Here is a 20,798-nt window from a genome sequence, read left to right as displayed (position 1 = left end):
GACTGACATTTCGCTGGTTGGTGGAAGCCGGTTCGTTAAACTTAAAGGAAAACAGTGGCTCACTATTGTGGATAGACGACAGGAAGAACGTAGGCTTCAGCGCCGCGAAAAACTGACAACAGCTCTGCTTGTAAAAATTAGTGTATGGGCTGTTTCTATCGTTATTCTCGCTTCAGCTATTACGTTTATAACAACCTATAGTAATGCCAGAGATAGAGTTATAAGGGTATTGCAACAAGATTTATCACCAACATTAGAACGAAACCAGGCGTTATTTAATCGTATTGAAAAAAATGCGGTGATTCTAAGTGATGAATTTCTCTCTCAATATAGTTTATTGAAAGGTTCTAACTCTGCTGTAGAAAACTTTAAAACCTGGTATCAGGAAACATCTCCCGGGGTTTTCCGTTTGAAACCTGATTTTAATGGCGGAGTTTCGGTAAATCAAAGGTACTTCCAACACCTTAGTGCTTTTTTAGGACCCCGGCCGAATCCTATTAGTAACGAGTTAAGAAAACGGGTAGTCGCCGCCCAATACACTTTAAATGAATTAGCGCCGGCATGGCAAAACGATGTTGCTAATACGCACTTTTCCATGCCGGAAAATATTCTTTTAATGTATTCGAAGGACTCGCCCTGGGGACTGCTGGCCGACAAAGGTTTGGTTATTACTGATTTTTCGGTGGTTAAGTCGACTTTGCAAAGTCAAAACCCTGAAAGAAAACCGAACTGGACGGGTCTTTATTATGATATTTCCGCTGATGTATGGACTATTACCTATCAAAAGCCTGTCGACTTAGACGGTCGACATTTAGCTAACGCTAGTTTTGATGTCGGTTTAGGCAGTTTATTAAGTGATCTAACCGAGAGAAAACGTGCGAACTCTGAGCACATGGTGCTAAATACAAAAGGTGACCTAATTGCGGCTTCAAATATGTCGCAAGAAGCAATAGCTAAACGCTCAACATTGAACTCAAAAACATATAGTGAACCTTTGTATCAAGCCGTAAGTCAGTTAGTTGCCGATAATGTTTTTAAGGAAAAGTCGGTTATTTTGGAAGATGGGGTAGAGGGACAATTACTCATTGTCGATAAAATGGATGGCCCTGGTTGGTGGCATGTGACTTTATACCCACTTCGGGAAATTCGCCAGCAGGCTATTGCGTTGCCACTTCAATTGGTAGCGGGCGGTGTTGGCTTGGTGATACTTATTTTGTTGATGGCCTACTGGCTTATTCAACGAGAGGTGAGTAAGCCTTTGCATGAAGTTGCCGTTGTTGCTTCTCTTATGGGGCAGAAAAACTATCAAGAAGCTTTGTCCCATAGAGCCGCTTCGATAAAAGCCCGTGGTGAAGTTAAACAGGCATTAGATGCCTTTAAAACCATGGCAGCCCGATTTATTTCAGCCCAAAATGAGCTTGAGCAACAAGTTGAAGCACGAACTGCAGAGCTAGCAGAAGCTAACAAGCAACTGGACGCACTGGCGCATATGGATGGTTTAACTGGGTTGTTTAATCGAAGAGCTTTTGACAGGGATTTGAATGCCGCTATCGAGTCAGGGAAGTCTTACTATTTAATGATGGCCGACATTGACGAATTTAAGCCATACAATGACAACTACGGGCATGACGCGGGTGACAGTGCGCTGAAAAAGATAGCGCACTGCATACGGGACAAAACTCCGATGAAAGTTTACCGGTACGGCGGTGAAGAGTTTGCGATGATCATCCCGGCGACTGAATCAATAGAGAAAAAGCTTAACGAGTTGCGCGAAGCTGTAATGACTTTAGCTATTCCACATGACTACAAACAAGCGGAATTGCCGATTTTAACTCTAAGTATGGGAGCTGCACGGATTCAGGAGAATGAAGCCGCAGCTGATGCAATTCGAAGAGCCGACCGGCAACTTTATCAAGCCAAAAGAGCCGGTCGAAACTGCGTTTTTGTTGAGCCTCAGTAAGAGGCTTTTTATTTTAATTTAGGCACATAGTAGGCGCGCCTTTGATAAAGCACTGAAGGTAACATCGCATAAGAAGTGACTTTACGTATGTGTTCACCGCTTACTGATTCTTTTAACGGCAAGAGTATCTTTTGCTCGGGCTCGAAATGGAACAGTTGCGGTGGCTGCTCTACTTGAAGTACTGTCAGTATTTGTCCGTCCTTACTGCCCTCCAACCAACCGTAGTTATCACCAAATTGCATCATAGCCCTGTTTGCTGGCGTAAATTCAGGTCGGCTTAAGTCTTGCCCAATGGTTGGTGTATAAGTCGACACTCCGGCTAATGACATTAAGGTCGGAGCCAAATCAATTTGACTGGCTATTTCTGATACGGTTTTAGGTTGAATGTCGGCGCCCAAAATTAAGCCGGGAATGTGAAACTTGTCGACAGGTACGAGCTCCTCGCCATAAACTCGAGTATCGTGGTCAGCAACCACTAGAAATAATGTGTTTTGCCAGTAGTCACTCTTCTGTGCTTTTGCAAAGAACTCGCCTAACGCATGGTCTGCGTATTTAACGGCATTGTTGACCGTCTGCTTAGGTTGTTCTGCTAATGTAATCTCACCATCAGGGAACTCAAATGGCTCGTGGTTTGACGAGGTAAACGCAAGAGTAAACTGGGGGACTGAGTTATCGGCTTGTGACAAGCGTTGATGTAACTTATTAAGTAAGTCTTGGTCACTAACTCCCCAACTACCTGCAAATTTGGGAAACTCATAGTCGTCCTGGTCGATGACAGACTGAAATCCATTACCAATAAAGAAACTCGCCATATTGTCGAAATGGGCTTGTCCTCCGTAGATAAACTCAGTGTTGTAGCCTTCTCTGGAAAGCGCGTCTGCGAGCGTAAAAAACTGACGCTGTGACCCCGATAGCTTGACGGTTGATCGAGCCCGGGTTGGCAGAAAACCGGAAATTACGGCTTCGATACCTCTGACTGAGCGAGTACCGGTTGCGTAGAGGTTTTCAAACCACCACCCCTGTTTTTTTAAACGTTCGAGGTTCGGCGTTAACGGTTTACCACCCAGCGACTCAACAAAGTTCGCACCAAGGCTTTCCTCCAGAATGACCACAATATTTAAAGGTACTTTGCGCTTGGCTGAGGCAGGTTGGTAATGCACGGTAGGATACTCGGCAAATGGAAACTCTAAATTGGCTAAATAAGGGACTTTTCGTACTTCATTAATGATCTCCTCGTCAGTGAGTTTCCCGTAAACACGATTTGCCTGTGCTTCGTGCTTTAGGTTATACAGTGCGTACTCAAGGGTGTAAGTGGAGTTTAAAATTAATGAATTAACCATTGCATCGGAGGTGACCGCAAAAAATGCCGGATTGGCAGGCCGATGTGCCAGAGTCGATCGAATGCCGAACAATGTTGTAACGATTAATACTGGAATGACTGCTATTAGGTAACGCCGTTTTATGGCTCTTGGTTGGAAGTTATGTTCGGATTTCTTATACCAACGATATGAAAGGTAAACGAATACCAGTGTTGAGGCAATTCCGGTGAAAAGCCAACCAGCAAAGCCATGTATTAGGGTAGAGAAAACTTCTTTGGGGTACGCAAGGTACTCAAAGAACAATCGGTTTGGGCGCGTATCATACTGTGCTAAGAATGCGGGTGTTGAAATTTCCATAAACCACAACACTAATGCACAAATAAAAAACCAGACTGTCCATAATCGCCGCCACCACCGCTGAGCTATCGATTTGTGTAAAACCACACTTAATGGCGACAATACTAATAATGGAATCAGTGTAAAGTATCCTACTTGAATTAAGTCTGCACGTACGCCAAGTACAATAAAGTCGAGCCAGTTAATGGCGCTGTCAACGCGCTCTGCATAGAGTCCAGCAAGTAATAAACGACAGCAGGTTAACAGCGCCAAAGTGGCTCCTGCGAAATAGGCTACTGGTTTAAACAGTGCCAGAGTTTGCCATAAGGTATTGTTAGACGTTGCTGCCCGCATAGATGTTAGCTCTTCTTTTTACTGACTACGTGAAGAAACTAACAGGCATTTCTTAAGTAAAGCTTAAGACTGCTTTAATAAACTGTGCCGAGTATTTTAAATCAGGGACCAGGAGAGGATAAACAATGAAGCCAGCCTATACCGGTATGACTCGAATTTGGAAAGCGACGTTTAACTCACTCCGAGGGATAAAAACTGCCTGGCGTTATGAAGCCGCGTTTCGACAGGAAGCTCTTATGTGTGCTGCTCTAATACCGGTTGCATTGCTCGTTGAAGCGTCGGTTGCAGAGCGCCTGCTACTCATTATGAGCTTATTTGTTTTAGTCATTACCGAGCTACTTAATTCGGCTGTAGAAGCGGTTGTTGATCGTATTGGTGCTGAGTTTCACGAGTTGAGTGGTCGTGCAAAAGACATAGCGTCAGCTGCGGTATTCTTTGCGTTGCTGCTGTTAATAGTCACCTGGATCAGTATTTTGTTTTTCTAATTTTCTAAAAAAATTGGAACTTTTAACCAAACGCTTAAGCCATGATTTCTGACTGCAACTTAAGCTTTCCTTAAGTCTTTATTTATAAAGTGACAGCATCGAAGCTGTTTCAGCCGTAGGGGCTGACTTAAGGAGTAAACATATGCGTCACTGCTGGATATTACCGGAGCATCCGTTACGTGAGCAGGTTGAATCATTTATTTGTGAACGTTACTGGCTTAACTTCAATGCCTGTCTACGCTCTTTGCCGCGTTTACTTATCGCTGTATTCGATGACGCTAAGCTGATTGCTGCCTGCGGAGTTCAGTTGGCTGACGAACAACCGCTATTTTCGCAAACGTATTTAACCAAACCTATTACTGGTTACCAGGTGAATTCCAGATCTCTGCCGCCCCCGGAACGCCTGGCCGAAGTTGGGTCAATGGCGGCATTAGATCCAAGTTACTTACCCTTATTATTTCGTGCGGTAGTTAGGCTTCTGAACTCGCATAACCGAACGGCTGTGATATTTACCGCCACTCGAGCGCTGCAAAAGTACTTTAGTCGTTTGGGTATTGCATTAACAGCATTAGAAACCGCGCAACAAAGCGCGTTACCTGAGTCAACACGTGACCTCTGGGGGAATTACTATCAGCATCAGCCGGTGGTGTTGGCCGGGTGGTTAGAGCAAGGCTGCGTTTTTGAGCAACTTATTACGACACAAGAATCAAATCATGTCTCTGTTCGCGAGGTTGCCTTATGAATGCTTTGTTCGAACGAATTCAGCAGCACGCATTAACTGCTCCTGATGCAATTGCACTGTCCTCTGAACAGCAAAAGCTGAGTTACCAAGCGCTTGTAGACGCGGTTTATAAACGAGTTGAGCAACTTAAACAGCAACCTCAGAGAATCTTTCTTTTACAAAACCCAGACTCTATTGCGTGGGTGATTGAAGACTTAGCGCTCATGCTGGCTAATAAGGTTTGCATACCGGTACCGCCATTTTTCAGTCAGCAACAGCAGGCCTACTTACAGAAAAAGGTAAGTGATAACAAACCGCTTCCGTCTGGAACATCAAAAGTTACTTTTACCTCAGGTAGTACCGGCGAACCCAAAGGTGTCTGCTTATCTGTCGAAAACCAACTGAACACGGTTGCTGCTTTGGCTGAGCGTGTTGCTGAGGTTAGTGTCTATCGCCACATGGTTATTATGCCGTTATCTATTCTTCTGGAGAATATTGCGGGTGTTTATCTGGCATTGTGGCTAGGAGCAGAAGTTCTGCTTTTTAAAGGCGAAACACTAGGGCTGAAAGGCTCGTCCTCAATACACGCTAATACGTTCTTTTCAGCATTATCTCACTATCAACCCGATAGCTTAATTCTCACGCCGGCGTTGCTTAATGCTCTTGTCGAAGGAACTAAACGCAGGGCTATTGATGCGAAACAGTTCAAGTTACTCGCCGTCGGTGGTGCTCGTCTGAGTTCAACCTTGGAACGACAAGCATTGGCGTTGGGGCTGCCTGTTGTTCAGGGGTATGGGTTATCTGAATTCAGTTCGGTGGTTGCGCTGAATGCGCCCGCTGCGGTCGTGCCAGGAACGGTTGGACACCCTCTGAACCATGCCGTTGTCACAATACGCGATGGTGGTGTGGTCGTCAGAGGAAATACCATGCTGGGTTATTGGGACAGCCCTGACAGCTGGTTTCCGAGCGAGGTTAACACGGGCGATTTAGGGCAGTTTGATGAAGACGGGCGATTAATCATTTTAGGGCGACGAAAGCACATCATTGTGAATGCCTATGGCCGTAATATTGACCCTGAGTGGTTAGAGGCAGAGCTGTGCAGTCAGCTATCTATTCACCAAGCGGCAGTATTTGGCGATGAAGAAATACCGCTGACAGCGTTGGTGGTGCTAACGAGTCCTTCAACAGCTGAGCAGGTTAGCTCGGTTATTTATCAGGTCAACCAACAGCTCCCGGACTACGCGCGTATCCAACGTTATGTTGTTTTGAAAGAACCTTTCACCGTCAGCAACGGTTTGTTAACCGGCACCGGGCGCTTACGACGTCTCGCTATCAAAGACGCTTATCGGGTTGATATTGACCCTACAACTTATTCATCTGCTAACGAGGTATACGATGATGTTCTTTAATACTTTATGCGAACAAACCCAAAACGAACAACGCTATTTACTGAGCGCGCCTGCCATTCAACAAGCGTTGCAGGGTGAGATAACCATAGAAAGATATCGTGCTTTTTTAACTCAGGCTTACCACCATGTTAAGCACACCACGCCATTATTAATGCGCTGTGGCAGCAAGCTGTCGTTTCGGGATGAGTGGCTGCGTAAAGCAGTCATCGAGTATATCAATGAAGAATACGGCCATGAACGCTGGATACTTAATGATATTAAGGCGGCTGGCGGTGACGTTGAAGTCGCGCAGTCGAGTGAACCACATACGTCAACCCAGGCGATGGTATCACTGGTTTATCAAGCTATCGACAATGAGCACCCTGCGGCATTTTTCGGCATGGCGCATGTGCTGGAAGGCACTAGCGTTAAGCTGGCAACGCAGGCTGCGGGAAAAATAAAAGACGCACTGCAACTACCGGATTCTGCGTTCAGCTACTTACTGTCGCACGGTGACTTAGACCAGGAGCATGTGCAGTTTTTTGAACAGCTGATGAACCAAGTGACCGATGAACAAGCTAAGGAAGTCATTGTGCGTACAGCGAAGCATGTTTATCGGCTTTACGGTGACATGTTTCGCGCTCTTCCTGAACTGGCAGGAGAGCCGCTATGAGTCAGTTTAACTGGCAACAGCAAACTATTGTACTAACCGGTGCGGCGGGTGGGCTTGGTCAATCCCTTGCCGAAGCACTGAGTCAACGAGGGGCCAGGCTTATTATGGTAGGGCGCACCAGTGGCACGCTTGACGCTCTGGCAAAGCGGCTTAATCAGACGCCATTTTTGGCTGATTTAACTCAACAGAGTGAACGTGCGCGGCTGCTTAAATTTATAACAGAGCAGGGCGCAGCGGTAACCGGATTAATTAACAATGCCGCAGTCACTCATGAAGGCCTGTTCGGTAATGCTACTGCCGATGATATTGAGCGTGTCATTACTACGAACTTAATGGTGCCCATTGCATTGACTCATGATTTTCTGCCGGTGTTAAGCGCAAATAAAGGGTGGGTTTTAAATGTCGGCTCGGTATTCGGTGCTATCGGTTTTCCGGGGCAAGGCCTTTACTGTGCCAGCAAATTCGGCTTGCGAGGCTTTAGCGAAGCGTTGAATAGGGAGTTGCTGAACAGCGATATTCATGTGATGTACGCAGCCCCACGTGCCATTAAGACCTCACTGAATAATGGTTTGATTAGCCGGTTAAATACAACACTTAAAACCAAACAGGATGCTCCGCAGCGGGTTGCGCAGCAGCTTGCCACGCAAATAGAGAACCGTTCGTGGTTGCGAACACTCGGATGGCCGGAGCGGCTATTCGTTCGCCTAAACGGGCTGTGGCCTGAACAGGTAGGACGGAGTTTGAAAAAAGCACGAGATACTTTATATCAATTACTTGAGGAATACCGCGATGAAAAGCACTAAATTATACGCATTTGTTCTAATCGGTTTATTGGGGCTGCCAGCGTTATCGGCTGAATTTAATAGCAGCGATAACAGCCAGCAACGCTTGCATGACCTTCAACAGCGCTGGGCAACGGTGAACTACCAATTAGAAAGTGACAAACAAAAGCAAGAGTTTGAAGCGCTTGTCGCAGATGCTCAGCAGTGGGTTGAGCAAGAACCTGAGTCCGCCCCCGCACACATTTGGTTGGGTATTATTAAAAGCACTTACGCAGGTGCAAAAGGTGGGTTAGGAGCGCTGAGTCTGGCGAAAGAGTCGAAAAAGTCGCTGGAGAAAGCGCTTGAGTTAGATCCGAATGCGCTCGATGGTTCAGCTTATGCCTCTCTGGGTACCTTGTATTACAAAGTCCCGGGTTGGCCGTTCGGATTTGGTGACGATGATAAGGCACAGCAACTGCTTGAAAAAGCCTTAACAATTAACCCTGATGGCATTGACCCTAACTACTTTTACGCGGATTATTGGTTTGAGCAGGGCAATTACGCAAAAGCAGAGCATTACGCTCAAAAAGCATTAAAAGCGGCTCCCAGACCTGAACGACCATTAGCGGATGAAGCGCGTCGTGCAGAGGTGAATCAGTTGTTGGCTAAAATACAGCGCGAACAATAAATAGTAAGGATGTTGGCTACATGGATCTATTGTTGGTCGAAGATGATGCAATGCTCGGACAAGCCGTTGAACTTGGTTTGTCCGAGCGGCAATTTAATGTGCAATGGGTTCGTACTGGTGCGGCAGCGATTAGTGAGAGTCAGCGAGTTAATTATGATGTCGTTGTCCTTGACCTGGGGCTGCCGGATTTAGATGGTAGTCGCGTATTGTCCTCCTTGCGTAAAAAAGGACAAGTGCTGCCGATATTAGTGCTGACAGCGAGAGACGACAGCTCAGAAACTGTGAAGCTGCTGGATCTTGGTGCTGATGATTACATGATAAAGCCTTTTGATATGAACGAGCTTGCAGCGAGACTGCGCGCTTTAGTAAGGCGTCAACGAGGGTATGCGACACCAGAGTTGAGTTGTGGGCCTATCAGCCTGGATGAGTTAAATTTTCAGGTGCTTGTTAATCAACAGCCAGTGAACTTGTCGAAACGTGAGTTTGAGTTATTGCGTGCAATGATGGCTGCGCCGGAACGGGTTCATAGTCGAGATAAGTTAGAGCAAATCGTTTTTCGTAATGAGCAGCAGGTAGAGAGTAATGCGTTGGAAGTGCATGTCCACAACTTGCGCAAAAAGCTTGGCAATAAGGAGTGGATTCAGACCATTCGCGGCGTGGGGTATCGTTTAGCATGTGGCTAAATAGCAGAGTAAAAACGAAACTCAACTCGATACGTCGGCGAATCCTTGTCGCTGTCTCTGCGGTTTATTTGTTAAGCGCGACGGTATCTGCCATATGGATTTACGCAGAAATAAGTCACGAGGTTGATGAGCTATTTGATGCAGAGATGGTTCAGCAGGCAAAAACGCTATTGGCATTATTACCCCGCGATGGAGCTGTCGTATCGCGTGACATAACGATTAGTCGTATAAATGCGCATTCATATGAAGACAAACTCTCCTATCGTATCGAGACGATTGACGGTAAGCGCATAATGCAAACGGAAGGATCTTTGGACCCCTCTGTTATCCCTTTTAAAGAGGGCTTCTCAGTTAAGACGGTAGATAATGAGCTTTGGCATAGCTTCGGTTTGAGTTCGCCGGCTAGAGATTATCGCATTCTTCTCTTGCAGCAAGATGAATTTCGTTCTGAAATACGCGGTGATCTGACGACCGACATGGTTGTGCCCATTTTAACCTTATTGCCATTAATGTTGTGGTTAGGTTGGTGGACCATAAACCAAAACTTTGCCAGCTTCAGAAGGCTGGCAGAAGCACTTAGGCGCAAGCGATCAGACGATTATAGGCCGTTCGTTGAGTCGAATGATACTGAGGAAGTGTCGTTGGTGAAAGGCGCGTTAAATCATTATCTGACGCGTATTGAGCAAACATTTTTGCGCGAAAAGCAGTTTTCTGCGGATGCCGCGCATGAGCTCAGAACGCCACTGGCCAGCCTGAAAGCGCAGTTGCAGAATCAGTGGCAAAAAGCTTCAACTCAGCAGCAAAAAGAAGAGCTGGAATCGCTGTTAGCCAGTACGGATAGGTTAGTAAGTCTGGTCGAAAGTCTACTTTTACTCTCCAAGACGGAGCTACCGCCGCAGCATTGGAAGCAGGTCAATGCTGCCGCTATTCTTCGACAAGTCATTTCGGATTATTACCAGTGGGCTGATTCGCGGCGGTTAGTGATGGATGTGAATCTTCCCGACACCGTCTTATGGCGCTCAGAAGAGCGTTATCTAACGATGTTATTCAGTAACCTTGTTGATAATGCGATTAAATATGCAGCACCTCAATCGTCGATTGACATTCAATGCCATGGCTCTTCATTTACGATACGCAATCGTATCGAAAAATCTCACCATGTTGACGCTAAGCGGCTGACCGAGCGTTTTTATCGTGGTGGGCAGTTGAGAGAAGAAGGCGCAGGGTTAGGTCTGAGTATTGTCAGTAATTTAGCCAAACAGTTAGGGTTAAAGTTGACTCTTGCTCTTGAAGACGATTGGTTTGTTGCAAAAGTTGAGGCTGATCAAGCATTGCTTGAAAAGCCTGTAATCTCCAGAAAGCCTTAATGTTGGCTTAATATTGTCCTGTTACTCTGAAGTTAATGACTAGAAGGAGTAACATTATGGATAGGCATTATTCACCATTATCGCGCATATTGCACTGGCTAGGCGCCATGGCAGTTATTGTCATGCTGACACTCGGGTTTATGATGTTTTTTGCCGACTCCCGGGAGGTAAAACAATTTTCTGAAGCTGCCCACATTGGTGTTGGCTTTTTTGCCTTCTTATTAATAGGCTGGCGCAGTGTATTACGACTGTATCAGGGGTTCCCTGAGCCGGCCCACACTTCCACAGAAAGGGTTGCCAGATACCTTCATTACGCTCTGCTATTAACAATGCTGGTTTTAATTGTAACGGGACCACTGTATTTATTTACTGAAAATGATCCACTGTCAGTTTTTGGTTGGTTTGCCGTATCATTTGACTTAAGAGTTCTCGAATGGATTCATGAGCCTGCAGAGGAAGTGCACAAGGTGCTGGGTACTTATATACTGCCGTTTCTATTGATATTACATATTGGTGGCGGGGTTCGCCACTTCTATAAACACCGTGCTTAACTCGCGTTACTTTTCACGAGTTAAGCCGTTATCAGTAGTAAGAAGGCTATCACTTTAACGCTGAGATATTTTCAGCCGTTAATTCAATAATGCGTTGTCGTGCTTCTGGAGAGGTCCAGGCGTTATGCGGCGTTACAATGAGGTTCAAGGGCTCATTTAACGCATCTAGCAACGGATGACCGTCTTTTGGCGGCTCTTGCGGAAGAACATCCGTTGCATAGCCGCCAATTTGGCCTTTCCGTAATGCGTCCAGCACGTCGTGCTCGTTAGCAACGCCACCCCGGGCATTATTAATGACTAACGTGTGAGGCCGGCAATGCTTGATATTCTGGCGGTTAAGCAAGCCTTTTGTTTCGTCGGTTAGCGGACAATGAAATGAAATAACGTCGGCTTCAGGCAAGAGTTCATCAAAACTTGGGCGCGAGTCGTCTGTTTTACCCGGTCGTGCGGTAAAGGTCACGCGCATACCCAATGCTTCAGCCTGTTTTTTTACCGCTTGCCCAAGCTCACCCGAGCCGACAATAATCAGACGCTTGCCCTCAAGTTGAAACGTTGGCGGATCAAGCAGAGTAAATAAAGGGGACTTTTGCCAGTCGCCAGCGGCCATACGCTTTTGCATAACCGGCATCTTTGTTGCCAACGACAGCATCATCATTAATGTGTGCTGAACCACACTGGGCGTTCCGTAGGCTTCGACATTTTTAACGGGAATACCAAGCTTTTCAGCAGCCTTTAAGTCGATATTATTCATGCCTGTGGCAAGCACACAAACGAGCTTTAACTTCTCTGCCTTCTTTAAAGAAGTCTCGTTCAGCACCACTTTGTTGGTAATAACGACATCGGCATTTTGAATACGTTCATCGACTTGATTAGGCGAGGTGAGAGGGTAGCAAACGAGCTCGCCGACTTGATTTTTAATAGGGGATAAGTCAACGCCTTCACCCAAACTATCGCTATCTAAAATCACTGCTTTCATGGCATCGCTCCGTTAAATCAAGCAAAGTTTTTAATGAACAACCCGTAGCTTATCACTAAAAACTAAAATATACAGTCGACACCATATTTATAACAATTAGTTATTAGTATACTATTGGCGCGGCTTTTTTGAGGGCTTCACGGATAACCTCGAAATACCGTTTTTAGTATTTAATAATTAAGGAAAATAAATGTTTAAAATTGGAAAGTTGATTGCGTTAGCCGTTGCGAGTTTCTATTTGTCGGGCTGTACCTCGATAATGACGGCTGAGCAAGCGGCTCCTGCCGTAAATACACCGAATGAACTTGAGTCGGTTTCAATAGCTGTGGTTGATAAGCGAGAATATGTTTTGAATAACGATAAAGCGCCAAGCTTTGAAGGGCTTTTGCGTTCAAGTTTTGGAATTCCTTACTCGCAGTACACCTACAACCGACAGCCCATGTCTGAATACTTAACAGATCGGTTAGTTGCAGGGTTTAAAAAGCAGGGTGTAAAAGCCGAGGCTTATCTGACCTCTCATTCAATGAGCGTTGGCAGTATTAAAGAAGCACTGGCAAAGCAAGAGCGACCATCAGTTATTATTGCTCTGAATGAGTGGAAATACGACTACCACGCCTTTTCCGATAGCTCCTGGTACGACGTGGACGTTATTGTTCTCGGAAAAAACGGCGAAGAGAAAACCAATCGAAGCTTTAAAGGCGAGAATGATGTAGGTAACGGGCTTATTTCAAATGAAATGCAGAGCATCTATAAGCATCGTTTTGAGTCAATTTTTTTAGACGACTCTATTCAGAAAGCCCTAATGCAATAAGTTTTTCTGGCACCAATGAGGAAGAAATATTAAGCTTTCTTCCTCAATTCAAATAAACTGATATTGTCTTTGGGAAGCTCGTAATTCATAGCAGTACGTCCTTGATTGAGCAGTTTAGTTTTATGTCAGCTATCTCGTCAGCTCGAGTCTTACCCAGCGTTAATAAGGCTATAGGCTGGTTATTTTGGTAGGCCTGTCGTGCAAAACGGTAACCTGAAAACACCATAAGTGAGGTTCCGATAGCGAGCAGGCCATTACTGTTCTTTAATGCGTTTTGGGCTTCTTCGACGCGTGGTCGGGGAACGTTATCACCAAAGTAGACAACATCGGGTTTAAGAATTCCGCCACAGCTCATGCAGTTGGCGACGTTAAACTGTTCAAAATCAGCTTCTAAATCTGCATCTCCGTCCGGTGCGGCGGTCGCTTCAAGCGCAGCAAAATCTGGGTTCATTTTCAGGCTGCGTTCGTGCATCTCCAGTCTTGGAGTAACCTGCTGGCAGCTCATACAGACCATGTCATTGGCGTACCCATGCAAATTAATTACGTTGTTCGCGCCGGCCTTTTGGTGCAGACCATCAACATTTTGCGTAATAATATGGCTAATGAGCTTCTGCTGTTGCAACTGGGTAATAGCGTGGTGCGCGGAATTAGGTTGAGCGTGGTATAGAACTGGCCAGCCAAACAAACTGCGCGCCCAGTACCTTTTACGAACAGCTTCGCTGCGCATGTAGTCCTGATGCTGAACCGGAGGTGTCCGTTTCCACTCGCCGTCACTATCTCTATAGTCAGGAATGCCAGAGTCGGTACTTATACCGGCACCTGTAATGATAGTGACCGGTGCATTCCGATGCAGAAACTCCATCAGAGCTTCGCGAGCCTGGGCAGGGTCAGTTATTGTCATAGTAATGAATATCTACAGGTTACAACTTTACCCTAAAGTTACCACTGCTGAGTACCAAGGTGAAACGCTTAGTAAAGAATCCGCAAATCTTATTAGCGTCTATACTAAAGCATGCTAGTTTTCAGGCATTAACCACTTAAAGGAGTAATGGTATGAAAAAATTAGTTTTGGCTATGACAATGTCATCGTTAGCGCTTGTGGGCTGTGAAAATATGAGTAACACCCAAAAAGGTGCTTCGATAGGTGCTGTGACGGGTGCCTTGCTTGGTAAAGGAACGGGTGATCACGATAAAAGCCGCTATGTCTGGGGGGCTGCTGTTGGCGCACTGGCAGGTGGAGCTATTGGTTCATATATGGATAAGCAGGAAGAAGAATTCAGGGAAGAGCTGGCCGACAGTGGCGTGAAGGTAATACGCGATGGCGACAACCTTCGTTTGCAACTGCCAAGCAATATTACGTTTGCCACAGGCAGTGCGAACATTTCTCAAAGCTTTAATCCGGTACTGGACGATGTTGCCCGGGTTCTGCAAAAGTATGAGAAAACCACCATGCTGATTGAAGGCCATACCGACAGCACAGGATCCGCAGAATATAACCAGCAATTGTCGTTAAACCGTGCTAAAGCTGTACGCAATCACTTAGTTGGAAGTGGCGTGGACTCGCGCCGTGTGACAACAGAAGGTTACGGCGAGAGTATGCCAGTTGCGGACAACGATACAGAGAGCGGTCGTCAATTAAACCGTCGTGTTGAATTACGCATTGTCCCCAATACCAAATAGGCCTGCGCGTTAAGAGTTAACGCTGAAACTCCAGAAGTTGATTGTTTGCCGGCATAGTATGGGTGTTTTTCAAATGAAACCCATGCTGGCTGGCAAGCTTTGCAATCCATTGTTTATCACGTATTCCCATTTGGCTGTCACGAGTACGCAAAGACTGATCAAACGCACGGTTGCTGTCACTGGTGAAATGCCCGTTGTCATTAAACGGTCCGTAAATACATAAAAGCTTTACTGATTTAAGTTTGTCCCCTAAGTGATTAAACAGCGCTTCGACACCCTCTTTGGGCATAATGTGACAAGTATTTGCGGTAAATAAGGCATCGAACTGTCCATCAGGTGCAGACTGAAACACATCGAACTCAACCGGCAAAGGCTGACCTGATACCCCTTCTTTTTCAATTCTGGCTTTTACCCCCGGTAAATACTCCGGTTGGTCACTTGCCTGCCATTCTAAATGAGAGAGTTTTTTGGCGAAGTAGACGGCATGTTGCCCTGTACCGCTGCCAACTTCTAAAACTTGTGACGCATTAGCAAAAGCGACTTCCAGAACCCCAAGTATTGGGTCTTTATTGTTTTCACAGGCTTGTGAGAAAGGGAGTTCCATAAAATATCACCGAGTTGTCTTCTTAGTGTCGAATAATTTAAGAGAGAATTAATAGGGTTTTACATCCAGGACTTTCTCAAGGCTTCTACCTGATACAGACAGGTGTCTATGTATTTCTCTCCAGTTGCCCTTTTAATGAATGGCAGTGTCTGACCTCCGCAAGCCAGTACCAGCCTGACGGAACACAATTGAAAGCGCCTCATAAACCAGCTTTGATGCAATTGAGTTTGTTGCACTTTATGAATTGGGAAGCATCGGTAATTGACGCCAATGAGTCCTTTCCTTATGTAGATAAACTGCTCGTCCATGGCGTAACCCCATCTTTTCCAACTGAGTATGACGAGGCCGGTGGTTAAGATAAAAAGTCCGCCAGCGGCGACTGAAAGCTCTGCCTGGTCAAAGTAAATGAAAGCGATAGCAAGAGGTATTAGTAACCAGAAGGCAATAAGCGTGTTTCTGATGGCCAGACGTTTGCTAACCGGATGGTAGTTGATGGCGCTTAGTTTATTTTCGGGCCAGGCATCGCTTGCTAAATCGTCAGCTTCGCTCAGGGTGACAGAAGGCACCATGATTTTCCCACCGGATGCTCCTGCGGATTGACGATCAAGGCTCGCACCTAGCTGTTCAAACTTTAAGTTAACTCTTTGGAGTATGCGGTCAAGCCAATTCTGTTGGTAAACAATCATCTGGAGACGGGATAACTTCATGACAACTTCATGGCGAGTAAAAAAGCCGTTACGACGAATGTAGCGATCATTGCTCCGGGTTAACTTGAAGTCATAGAAAGTAATGACTGAACCTAAGACGGAAATTAACGCCATAAAAGCAATCACTACAAAAGCGATTGACAGAAAGAACAGCACGTATTGCCAAAAAGCATACTGGGAGGAAGCCATTAAAGCATCAACATCGACCCCGAGGTTTTCTATACCCGCAATAAACTTCTCTGAGAGGGAATTAAAGAAAGGAGCTAAAGCACCTAACACAATCCAAATTCGGTTGCTGGCAAGCCCGTGGATAACTAAGTCCTGAACTGAGCGAGAGTTTAAAAGTTGCTCTTGTTCTGTCTCAGTGCTTTCAGTTTCTGCACTAGAGGCCTGCTCCGTTTTGTGGGAGAGGATTTCCTGCTTAAGAGACTCCGCAACACCTTTCGATAATGCAATGATCTTTGCTTCGAGCTTACTTGAGCCTGCCGTATCCAACAGCATACATACGTGGTTACTAGGCCGGTAAAAAATAGGCTGTTCGAAGCGAACATTTTGGATACGTTCAAAAGGTAGGTCGATATGGTTCTTTTGAAAGACGCCCGAATGAATTTGTACGCGTCCGTCAGTTAATCGGTATTGATAGAAATAGAATTTTAGCAGGGCACTTATTGCAACAAACAGCAGTAATGCCGCCAGCCCAGAAATAATCGCTAAACCATTCTCAGAAAATTGATTATAGCCAACAAGAATAGCCGGTAATAAGTAAATAAGATTGTTGCCAACGTCTTTTACGAACTGCACTGCAAAGTAAATAATCGCGACTGGCGATAGTTTTAGCCATTGACCTTGATAATTAGTCATTTTCAGCAATATCACTATGAGTTAATACGTAGGATCTGAGTTCTCGCGCTTTTTCGTCCGGTAAACCGGGTATTGCAAAGGTATGCATGGTACCGCCGGCGCTAAAAATCTCCAGAGTGGATAAACCAAAGTGCCGGTCAATAGGCCCATGCTTTAACTCTACATGCTGTATACGCAAAACGGGTTGACTGACAACAGACTTAAAAATGACTCCGCTACGGTAACTGAAGTCATGCTCACGTAGAGCATAGCCTTTGTTTTTATCAGCAATAATGCCGTAAGCGGAAGTCAATAAGCCAAAAATGCCAGCGGCTAGCTGAAGCTGTGGTAAGTAAAGTTCAAGAGTTTTTGGGAGAACAAACCAAGGTTGCCAGTAAAGGCTCAAGAGAGCGCTAACCACAATTAACCAAAAGGTTAAGCGGCACATTAAATTGACTTTCATGTACATTGGGCTTAGCGGAGTAAACGCCTGCGAGCTTACCTTCGGAAGGTTGTCAGGTAATATTGGTTGATTGCTAAAAGTATCGTCTAGCATGATATCGCTTTTGTGATTGTTATTATGTTTTAAAATTAACAGTATTTTTCGACACGTTCTAGTTTCAAGGCAATAAAAAAGCGGCTTAAAAAAGCCGCTTTTATTCAGGGAGTTTTAAAATAAACGATAATTACTGTTCTTCGCGAACCTGAATATCGTTCTCGATGTCTTTGACACCTTTTACGGTAGCAGTCAGATTTTCTGCTGTATCAATATCAGCTTCATTGTCAACAAAGCCTGATAACTGAACAATACCGTTATTTGTTTCAACATTGATGTCCATACTGCTTAGGTTGTCATCTTCAAAGATAACTGCTTTAACCTTTGTAGTGATAACAGCGTCATCAACATATTCGCCAGCGTCTTTCGCTTTTTGCTCAGTGTAGCTTTTTGCTTCTTTAGCTTTTTCTTCCGTTTCCTGCATTGCGCTTTCAGCTTTAGATTCAGCTTTTTCAGTTTCTGCTTCACTACAGCCAGAAAGCGTTAGCATTGAAAGTGCGATTAAACTTGCTGGTAGTGCCGTCTTGAAGTTTTTCATAGATAACCTCCTGTTATTGAAAATCGTTACCACAAACACTATAGCTACATATTTACGACTTTACGGTCATCTTTACAGATGTTTTGCAAAACTGGCTGCAGTCTGTACACCCGTGATAATTCTTAATATTTTTAACGCTGCTCCTGACTTCGACTTACCTTGTTTTTTTGGTTCCATTTTTTGCGGTCTGTCTGATAGTTCCCCTATAAAGAAACCTGTACCAACGGCAAAGCAAAGAGCCGTAGGGGAGGATAATTTGTCACAGGTTGTAGAAACTACCTGACAGGAGCGAACCTTCAACGCCAGCTTGCGATTTTTAAGGTTTTGTTCCAATTGCGCAATTTGATCATCAAGGCTTGAAGTCATAAAGCCTCCATTAAAGATTGCTGCTTGTTTTAGAAAAAAGCAGATTGCGGCTGTTCTGCTTTATACGTCTTATAAGATAAAGCGCAATGGCTAAATGACACGCAGCAACAATAATAAGTGCTGTAGTCAGGGACAGAATGCCGTTACTTACAACAGCAGCTACGGCAGCGGCCACTAGCGCGCCCCAAGCTGACAAAACTAAGCAGCTGGCAATAACGGCAAACGCGACCATGCGAACGAAGCTTTCTCCAGCCCGGCGGGCTTCCATACCTGCAAGCTGGAGCTGTGCTCTAACAACGCCGCGTACTTCACTTTGCAGTGCGCGAACTTGCTGAAGCAACCCTTCGGCTTCGCTCGCTTCCGTTTGATTACGAGCGGTCACTAAATAGCCTACTTAATAGATAGCCACTTGCTGCCGCAATTCCCAAAGACTTAATGGGGTTTTCTTTAACGTAGTCTGTGGCAGTAGAAAGCCATTTCTCCTGCGTGGCCTTAAGTTCATGCCCTTTTTCACCTAAATTGTCAGAGGCATGTTTGGCGGCATCTGCAACTTTATCGATGGTTTCGTGAGCTTTATTGGCTGACTTGTTAACAGCGTCTTCGGTCTTTGCTTGATTGTTACTCATAATACCCTCGTTTTTTGTTGAGAACTCTTATTAAGCAAAGACGCTGATAAGCATATAATCAAGTTTATTTACATCGCTTTACAGAGTATTGATGTTCTTAGCGTTTGATATTGAATGGAGATAAATAAAACCCTATAAAAAGCAGTGTTATTATTATTTTTGATTGAGATCAACATCGTTATTCCCGAGTTTGAATAAACTGAAATTAAGAATTCAAACAAAGGAAATAACCATGAATTTATGGCAAGAGTTTTTCAATGATCCGGTAATATTTTTTTCTTTTAGCGGCTTGGCTATTGTTATTGGGATGTGTGCTTTCTATGCTGTTTTCTTCTATATAAAGATGATTAAGTCAGAGAAAAAGCGTAAACAATAAGCTTAAAGGAGATATATGAAATATATTTTTCAAGTTCGTATTAAGGAAGGTCATACGGCAGAAGAATATGCAGACGCCTGGGTTCGGGCTAGTGAAATTATTCAACAGGCTCCGGGCGCCCGAGGCACAGAGTTACATCGCAAAATTGGTGATGATAAGACCCTAATTGCAATAGCATCGTGGGACAGTAAAGAGCAGCGAGACGCTATGGAAGGTCAGCATAACCAAAAGGTTGCAGAGATTATTCGTAGCGCCGCGCCGTTTTGTGAAATAACGCCATTAGGCGAGTTTGAAGATCCTGAATGGGTTGTGATGCCAGCTAAAAATTAAATTTGCGTTAACCAACCATGTTTGTCTTCAGCTTTACCCCATTGAATGTCGTTCAGCGCTTTGCGCAGCTTCAGTGTCGTCTTTCCTGGGCTTGCATCGCCGACCGGAATTTCCTTTCCTTTATGAATTAAAGTTCCAACAGGCGCCAGTACCGCTGCTGTTCCGGATAGAGCCGCTTCGCTTTCCGGTTTGGCCGCACGTTCAAGTAATTCATCGACGCTCAACTCGCGCTCCGAAACCGTCATGCCCATATCGCGGGCAATAGTCAGAATGGAGTCTCGGGTGACACCGTGTAAGAAACTGCTGTCCAGTGCCTTGGTGATAATTTCGTTGCCGTCAATTAATAAGAAATTAGCTGCTCCGGTTTCCTGTACGTCGCCATTGGGGCAAAATAGAACCTGATCGGCGTTTACAGAAGCACGTGCTTGCAAAATTGGCTGCAATGCACTGGCGTAGTTACCGCCACTTTTCACCATTCCCATATGGGCAGCGCAACGCGAACCATCTTCTTCAAGCAGTAAACGCAGGGTCTGGTCGCCGCTGGCAAAATAGTCACCAACAGGTGAAAGGAGCACATAGAGCATGGATGAGCTGGTCGGGGAGGCCGCTTTACCAATGGCTGCTTCGGTGCCTATATGAGTAGGGCGTATATACATTGAGCCAGGCGGTTTGGGCACGTCGTTGTGAAAATGTTTAACCACATCGGTAATCATTTTCTGCAGGAAGCTTGCATCAAAAGCCGGTAAGGAAAGCAACTGGCTGCTTTGTTGCATACGCTCTATGTTGCGGTCCATTCTAAAGAGGTTTATTGAACCATTTTCATGGCGAAACGCTTTTAACCCCTCAAAACAGGTGCTCGCATAGTGCAGAACATGAGCACCGGGGTGTAATTGTATGCTGTCAGAGGAGACTAGCTCAGGCGAACTCCAGTTTGAGTTTTCGAAAGTTGCCAAAGTCATTTGCGGCATAAATACAGTGCCAAAAGCTGCCATAAAGTTATCCTGCTTGGGTAAATAGTTGCGCCGTAATATACCATAATTTTTAACATTTGGATGACTCTGCCGATTTGCTTCTTGTTAGGCATGCTCGTACATTGAAGTAT

The 20,798-nt window shown here is 45.2% G+C and carries 25 protein-coding genes; 14 read left to right on the top strand and 11 right to left on the bottom strand.

Annotated features, from left to right (window positions below):
• The first annotated feature begins 67 nt into the window (after positions 1 to 67).
• Positions 68 to 1,960: a GGDEF domain-containing protein gene (locus tag VBY75_RS04105; protein WP_416511167.1), complete on the top strand. Its 1,893-nt coding sequence runs from the start codon at positions 68 to 70 to the stop codon at positions 1,958 to 1,960.
• Positions 1,961 to 1,968: 8 nt separating this feature from the next.
• Here the strand turns inward: VBY75_RS04105 and VBY75_RS04100 are convergent, their stop codons facing one another.
• Positions 1,969 to 3,969 (bottom strand): LTA synthase family protein, encoded by a 2,001-nt coding sequence (locus VBY75_RS04100; RefSeq protein WP_416511165.1) that lies wholly within the window; start codon positions 3,967 to 3,969, stop codon positions 1,969 to 1,971.
• Between the two features lie 125 nt (positions 3,970 to 4,094).
• Between VBY75_RS04100 and VBY75_RS04095 the strand changes: the two genes are divergently transcribed.
• From VBY75_RS04095 to VBY75_RS04055, 9 genes are all read left to right on the top strand, one after another.
• Entirely contained in the window at positions 4,095 to 4,454 is a 360-nt protein-coding gene (locus tag VBY75_RS04095; RefSeq protein ID WP_054487232.1) for a diacylglycerol kinase, read from the top strand.
• A 142-nt stretch (positions 4,455 to 4,596) separates the two neighbouring features.
• Entirely contained in the window at positions 4,597 to 5,196 is a 600-nt protein-coding gene (locus tag VBY75_RS04090) for a thermostable hemolysin (protein WP_416511162.1), read from the top strand.
• Positions 5,193 to 6,584: an AMP-binding protein gene (locus VBY75_RS04085; protein ID WP_416511160.1), complete on the top strand. Its 1,392-nt coding sequence runs from the start codon at positions 5,193 to 5,195 to the stop codon at positions 6,582 to 6,584. The genes VBY75_RS04090 and VBY75_RS04085 overlap by 4 nt, the downstream gene beginning before the upstream one ends.
• Positions 6,571 to 7,236 (top strand): TenA family transcriptional regulator, encoded by a 666-nt coding sequence (locus tag VBY75_RS04080; RefSeq protein WP_222236800.1) that lies wholly within the window; start codon positions 6,571 to 6,573, stop codon positions 7,234 to 7,236. Before VBY75_RS04085 ends, VBY75_RS04080 begins: the two co-directional genes overlap by 14 nt.
• Complete coding sequence (locus tag VBY75_RS04075) at positions 7,233 to 8,039, top strand: SDR family oxidoreductase (protein ID WP_416511157.1); 807 nt, start codon at positions 7,233 to 7,235, stop codon at positions 8,037 to 8,039. The genes VBY75_RS04080 and VBY75_RS04075 overlap by 4 nt, the downstream gene beginning before the upstream one ends.
• Positions 8,026 to 8,685 (top strand): tetratricopeptide repeat protein, encoded by a 660-nt coding sequence (locus tag VBY75_RS04070; protein WP_416511155.1) that lies wholly within the window; start codon positions 8,026 to 8,028, stop codon positions 8,683 to 8,685. The genes VBY75_RS04075 and VBY75_RS04070 overlap by 14 nt, the downstream gene beginning before the upstream one ends.
• Positions 8,686 to 8,705: 20 nt before the next feature.
• Entirely contained in the window at positions 8,706 to 9,368 is a 663-nt protein-coding gene (locus tag VBY75_RS04065) for a response regulator transcription factor (protein ID WP_054487244.1), read from the top strand.
• The gene (locus tag VBY75_RS04060) at positions 9,359 to 10,735 is read left to right on the top strand and encodes a histidine kinase dimerization/phospho-acceptor domain-containing protein (RefSeq protein WP_271331509.1); all 1,377 of its coding nucleotides are present in this window, start codon (positions 9,359 to 9,361) and stop codon (positions 10,733 to 10,735) included. Before VBY75_RS04065 ends, VBY75_RS04060 begins: the two co-directional genes overlap by 10 nt.
• Before the next feature lie 56 nt (positions 10,736 to 10,791).
• Positions 10,792 to 11,286: a cytochrome b/b6 domain-containing protein gene (locus VBY75_RS04055; RefSeq protein ID WP_416511153.1), complete on the top strand. Its 495-nt coding sequence runs from the start codon at positions 10,792 to 10,794 to the stop codon at positions 11,284 to 11,286.
• A gap of 49 nt (positions 11,287 to 11,335) precedes the next feature.
• Here VBY75_RS04055 and VBY75_RS04050 read toward each other — a convergent pair whose 3' ends face one another.
• Positions 11,336 to 12,262, bottom strand: coding sequence for a D-2-hydroxyacid dehydrogenase (locus VBY75_RS04050; RefSeq protein WP_271331507.1), 927 nt, complete (start codon positions 12,260 to 12,262; stop codon positions 11,336 to 11,338).
• Positions 12,263 to 12,452: 190 nt separating this feature from the next.
• Here VBY75_RS04050 and VBY75_RS04045 point away from each other — a divergent pair, with 190 nt between their 5' ends.
• The gene (locus VBY75_RS04045) at positions 12,453 to 13,073 is read left to right on the top strand and encodes a hypothetical protein (RefSeq protein ID WP_416511150.1); all 621 of its coding nucleotides are present in this window, start codon (positions 12,453 to 12,455) and stop codon (positions 13,071 to 13,073) included.
• An 85-nt stretch (positions 13,074 to 13,158) separates the two neighbouring features.
• On the opposite strand, the gene VBY75_RS04040 is transcribed toward VBY75_RS04045, so the two are convergent.
• Complete coding sequence (locus VBY75_RS04040) at positions 13,159 to 13,974, bottom strand: NAD-dependent protein deacetylase (protein WP_224797572.1); 816 nt, start codon at positions 13,972 to 13,974, stop codon at positions 13,159 to 13,161.
• Between the two features lie 152 nt (positions 13,975 to 14,126).
• Here VBY75_RS04040 and VBY75_RS04035 point away from each other — a divergent pair, with 152 nt between their 5' ends.
• The gene (locus VBY75_RS04035; protein WP_054487254.1) at positions 14,127 to 14,753 is read left to right on the top strand and encodes an OmpA family protein; all 627 of its coding nucleotides are present in this window, start codon (positions 14,127 to 14,129) and stop codon (positions 14,751 to 14,753) included.
• A 16-nt stretch (positions 14,754 to 14,769) separates the two neighbouring features.
• Here the strand turns inward: VBY75_RS04035 and VBY75_RS04030 are convergent, their stop codons facing one another.
• The 7 genes from VBY75_RS04030 to VBY75_RS04000 form a co-directional block, all read right to left on the bottom strand.
• Complete coding sequence (locus tag VBY75_RS04030) at positions 14,770 to 15,357, bottom strand: DUF938 domain-containing protein (protein ID WP_271331504.1); 588 nt, start codon at positions 15,355 to 15,357, stop codon at positions 14,770 to 14,772.
• Between the two features lie 59 nt (positions 15,358 to 15,416).
• Complete coding sequence (locus VBY75_RS04025) at positions 15,417 to 16,925, bottom strand: PH domain-containing protein (protein ID WP_416511147.1); 1,509 nt, start codon at positions 16,923 to 16,925, stop codon at positions 15,417 to 15,419.
• Entirely contained in the window at positions 16,918 to 17,460 is a 543-nt protein-coding gene (locus VBY75_RS04020) for a PH domain-containing protein (protein WP_416511145.1), read from the bottom strand. The genes VBY75_RS04025 and VBY75_RS04020 overlap by 8 nt, the downstream gene beginning before the upstream one ends.
• A 130-nt stretch (positions 17,461 to 17,590) precedes the next feature.
• Positions 17,591 to 17,998 carry a BON domain-containing protein gene (locus VBY75_RS04015; RefSeq protein ID WP_416511143.1) on the bottom strand — a complete coding sequence of 136 codons (408 nt, stop codon included), beginning with the start codon at positions 17,996 to 17,998 and terminating at the stop codon, positions 17,591 to 17,593.
• Positions 17,999 to 18,070: 72 nt separating this feature from the next.
• Complete coding sequence (locus tag VBY75_RS04010; protein WP_054487261.1) at positions 18,071 to 18,364, bottom strand: hypothetical protein; 294 nt, start codon at positions 18,362 to 18,364, stop codon at positions 18,071 to 18,073.
• A gap of 10 nt (positions 18,365 to 18,374) precedes the next feature.
• Positions 18,375 to 18,746: a phage holin family protein gene (locus tag VBY75_RS04005; RefSeq protein WP_199494717.1), complete on the bottom strand. Its 372-nt coding sequence runs from the start codon at positions 18,744 to 18,746 to the stop codon at positions 18,375 to 18,377.
• A complete protein-coding gene (locus VBY75_RS04000) occupies positions 18,733 to 18,990 on the bottom strand; it encodes a DUF883 family protein (RefSeq protein WP_199494716.1) in 258 nt (85 codons plus the stop codon). The genes VBY75_RS04005 and VBY75_RS04000 overlap by 14 nt, the downstream gene beginning before the upstream one ends.
• A 232-nt stretch (positions 18,991 to 19,222) precedes the next feature.
• On the opposite strand from VBY75_RS04000, the gene VBY75_RS03995 reads away from it, so the two are divergent.
• A complete protein-coding gene (locus VBY75_RS03995; protein WP_082332135.1) occupies positions 19,223 to 19,366 on the top strand; it encodes a DUF3149 domain-containing protein in 144 nt (47 codons plus the stop codon).
• Positions 19,367 to 19,381: 15 nt separating this feature from the next.
• Positions 19,382 to 19,696 (top strand): antibiotic biosynthesis monooxygenase family protein, encoded by a 315-nt coding sequence (locus VBY75_RS03990; protein ID WP_054487267.1) that lies wholly within the window; start codon positions 19,382 to 19,384, stop codon positions 19,694 to 19,696.
• Here VBY75_RS03990 and VBY75_RS03985 read toward each other — a convergent pair.
• Positions 19,693 to 20,688 (bottom strand): branched-chain amino acid aminotransferase, encoded by a 996-nt coding sequence (locus VBY75_RS03985; RefSeq protein WP_054487269.1) that lies wholly within the window; start codon positions 20,686 to 20,688, stop codon positions 19,693 to 19,695. The two genes, VBY75_RS03990 and VBY75_RS03985, sit on opposite strands and share 4 nt — an antisense overlap.
• Positions 20,689 to 20,798: the final 110 nt, after the last annotated feature.

Origin of the sequence: Idiomarina sp. HB, from assembly GCF_048059115.1 — a bacterium.
In the GTDB taxonomy this organism is placed as follows: domain Bacteria; phylum Pseudomonadota; class Gammaproteobacteria; order Enterobacterales; family Alteromonadaceae; genus Idiomarina; species Idiomarina abyssalis.
This window is presented reverse-complemented; position numbering and strand designations above follow the sequence as displayed.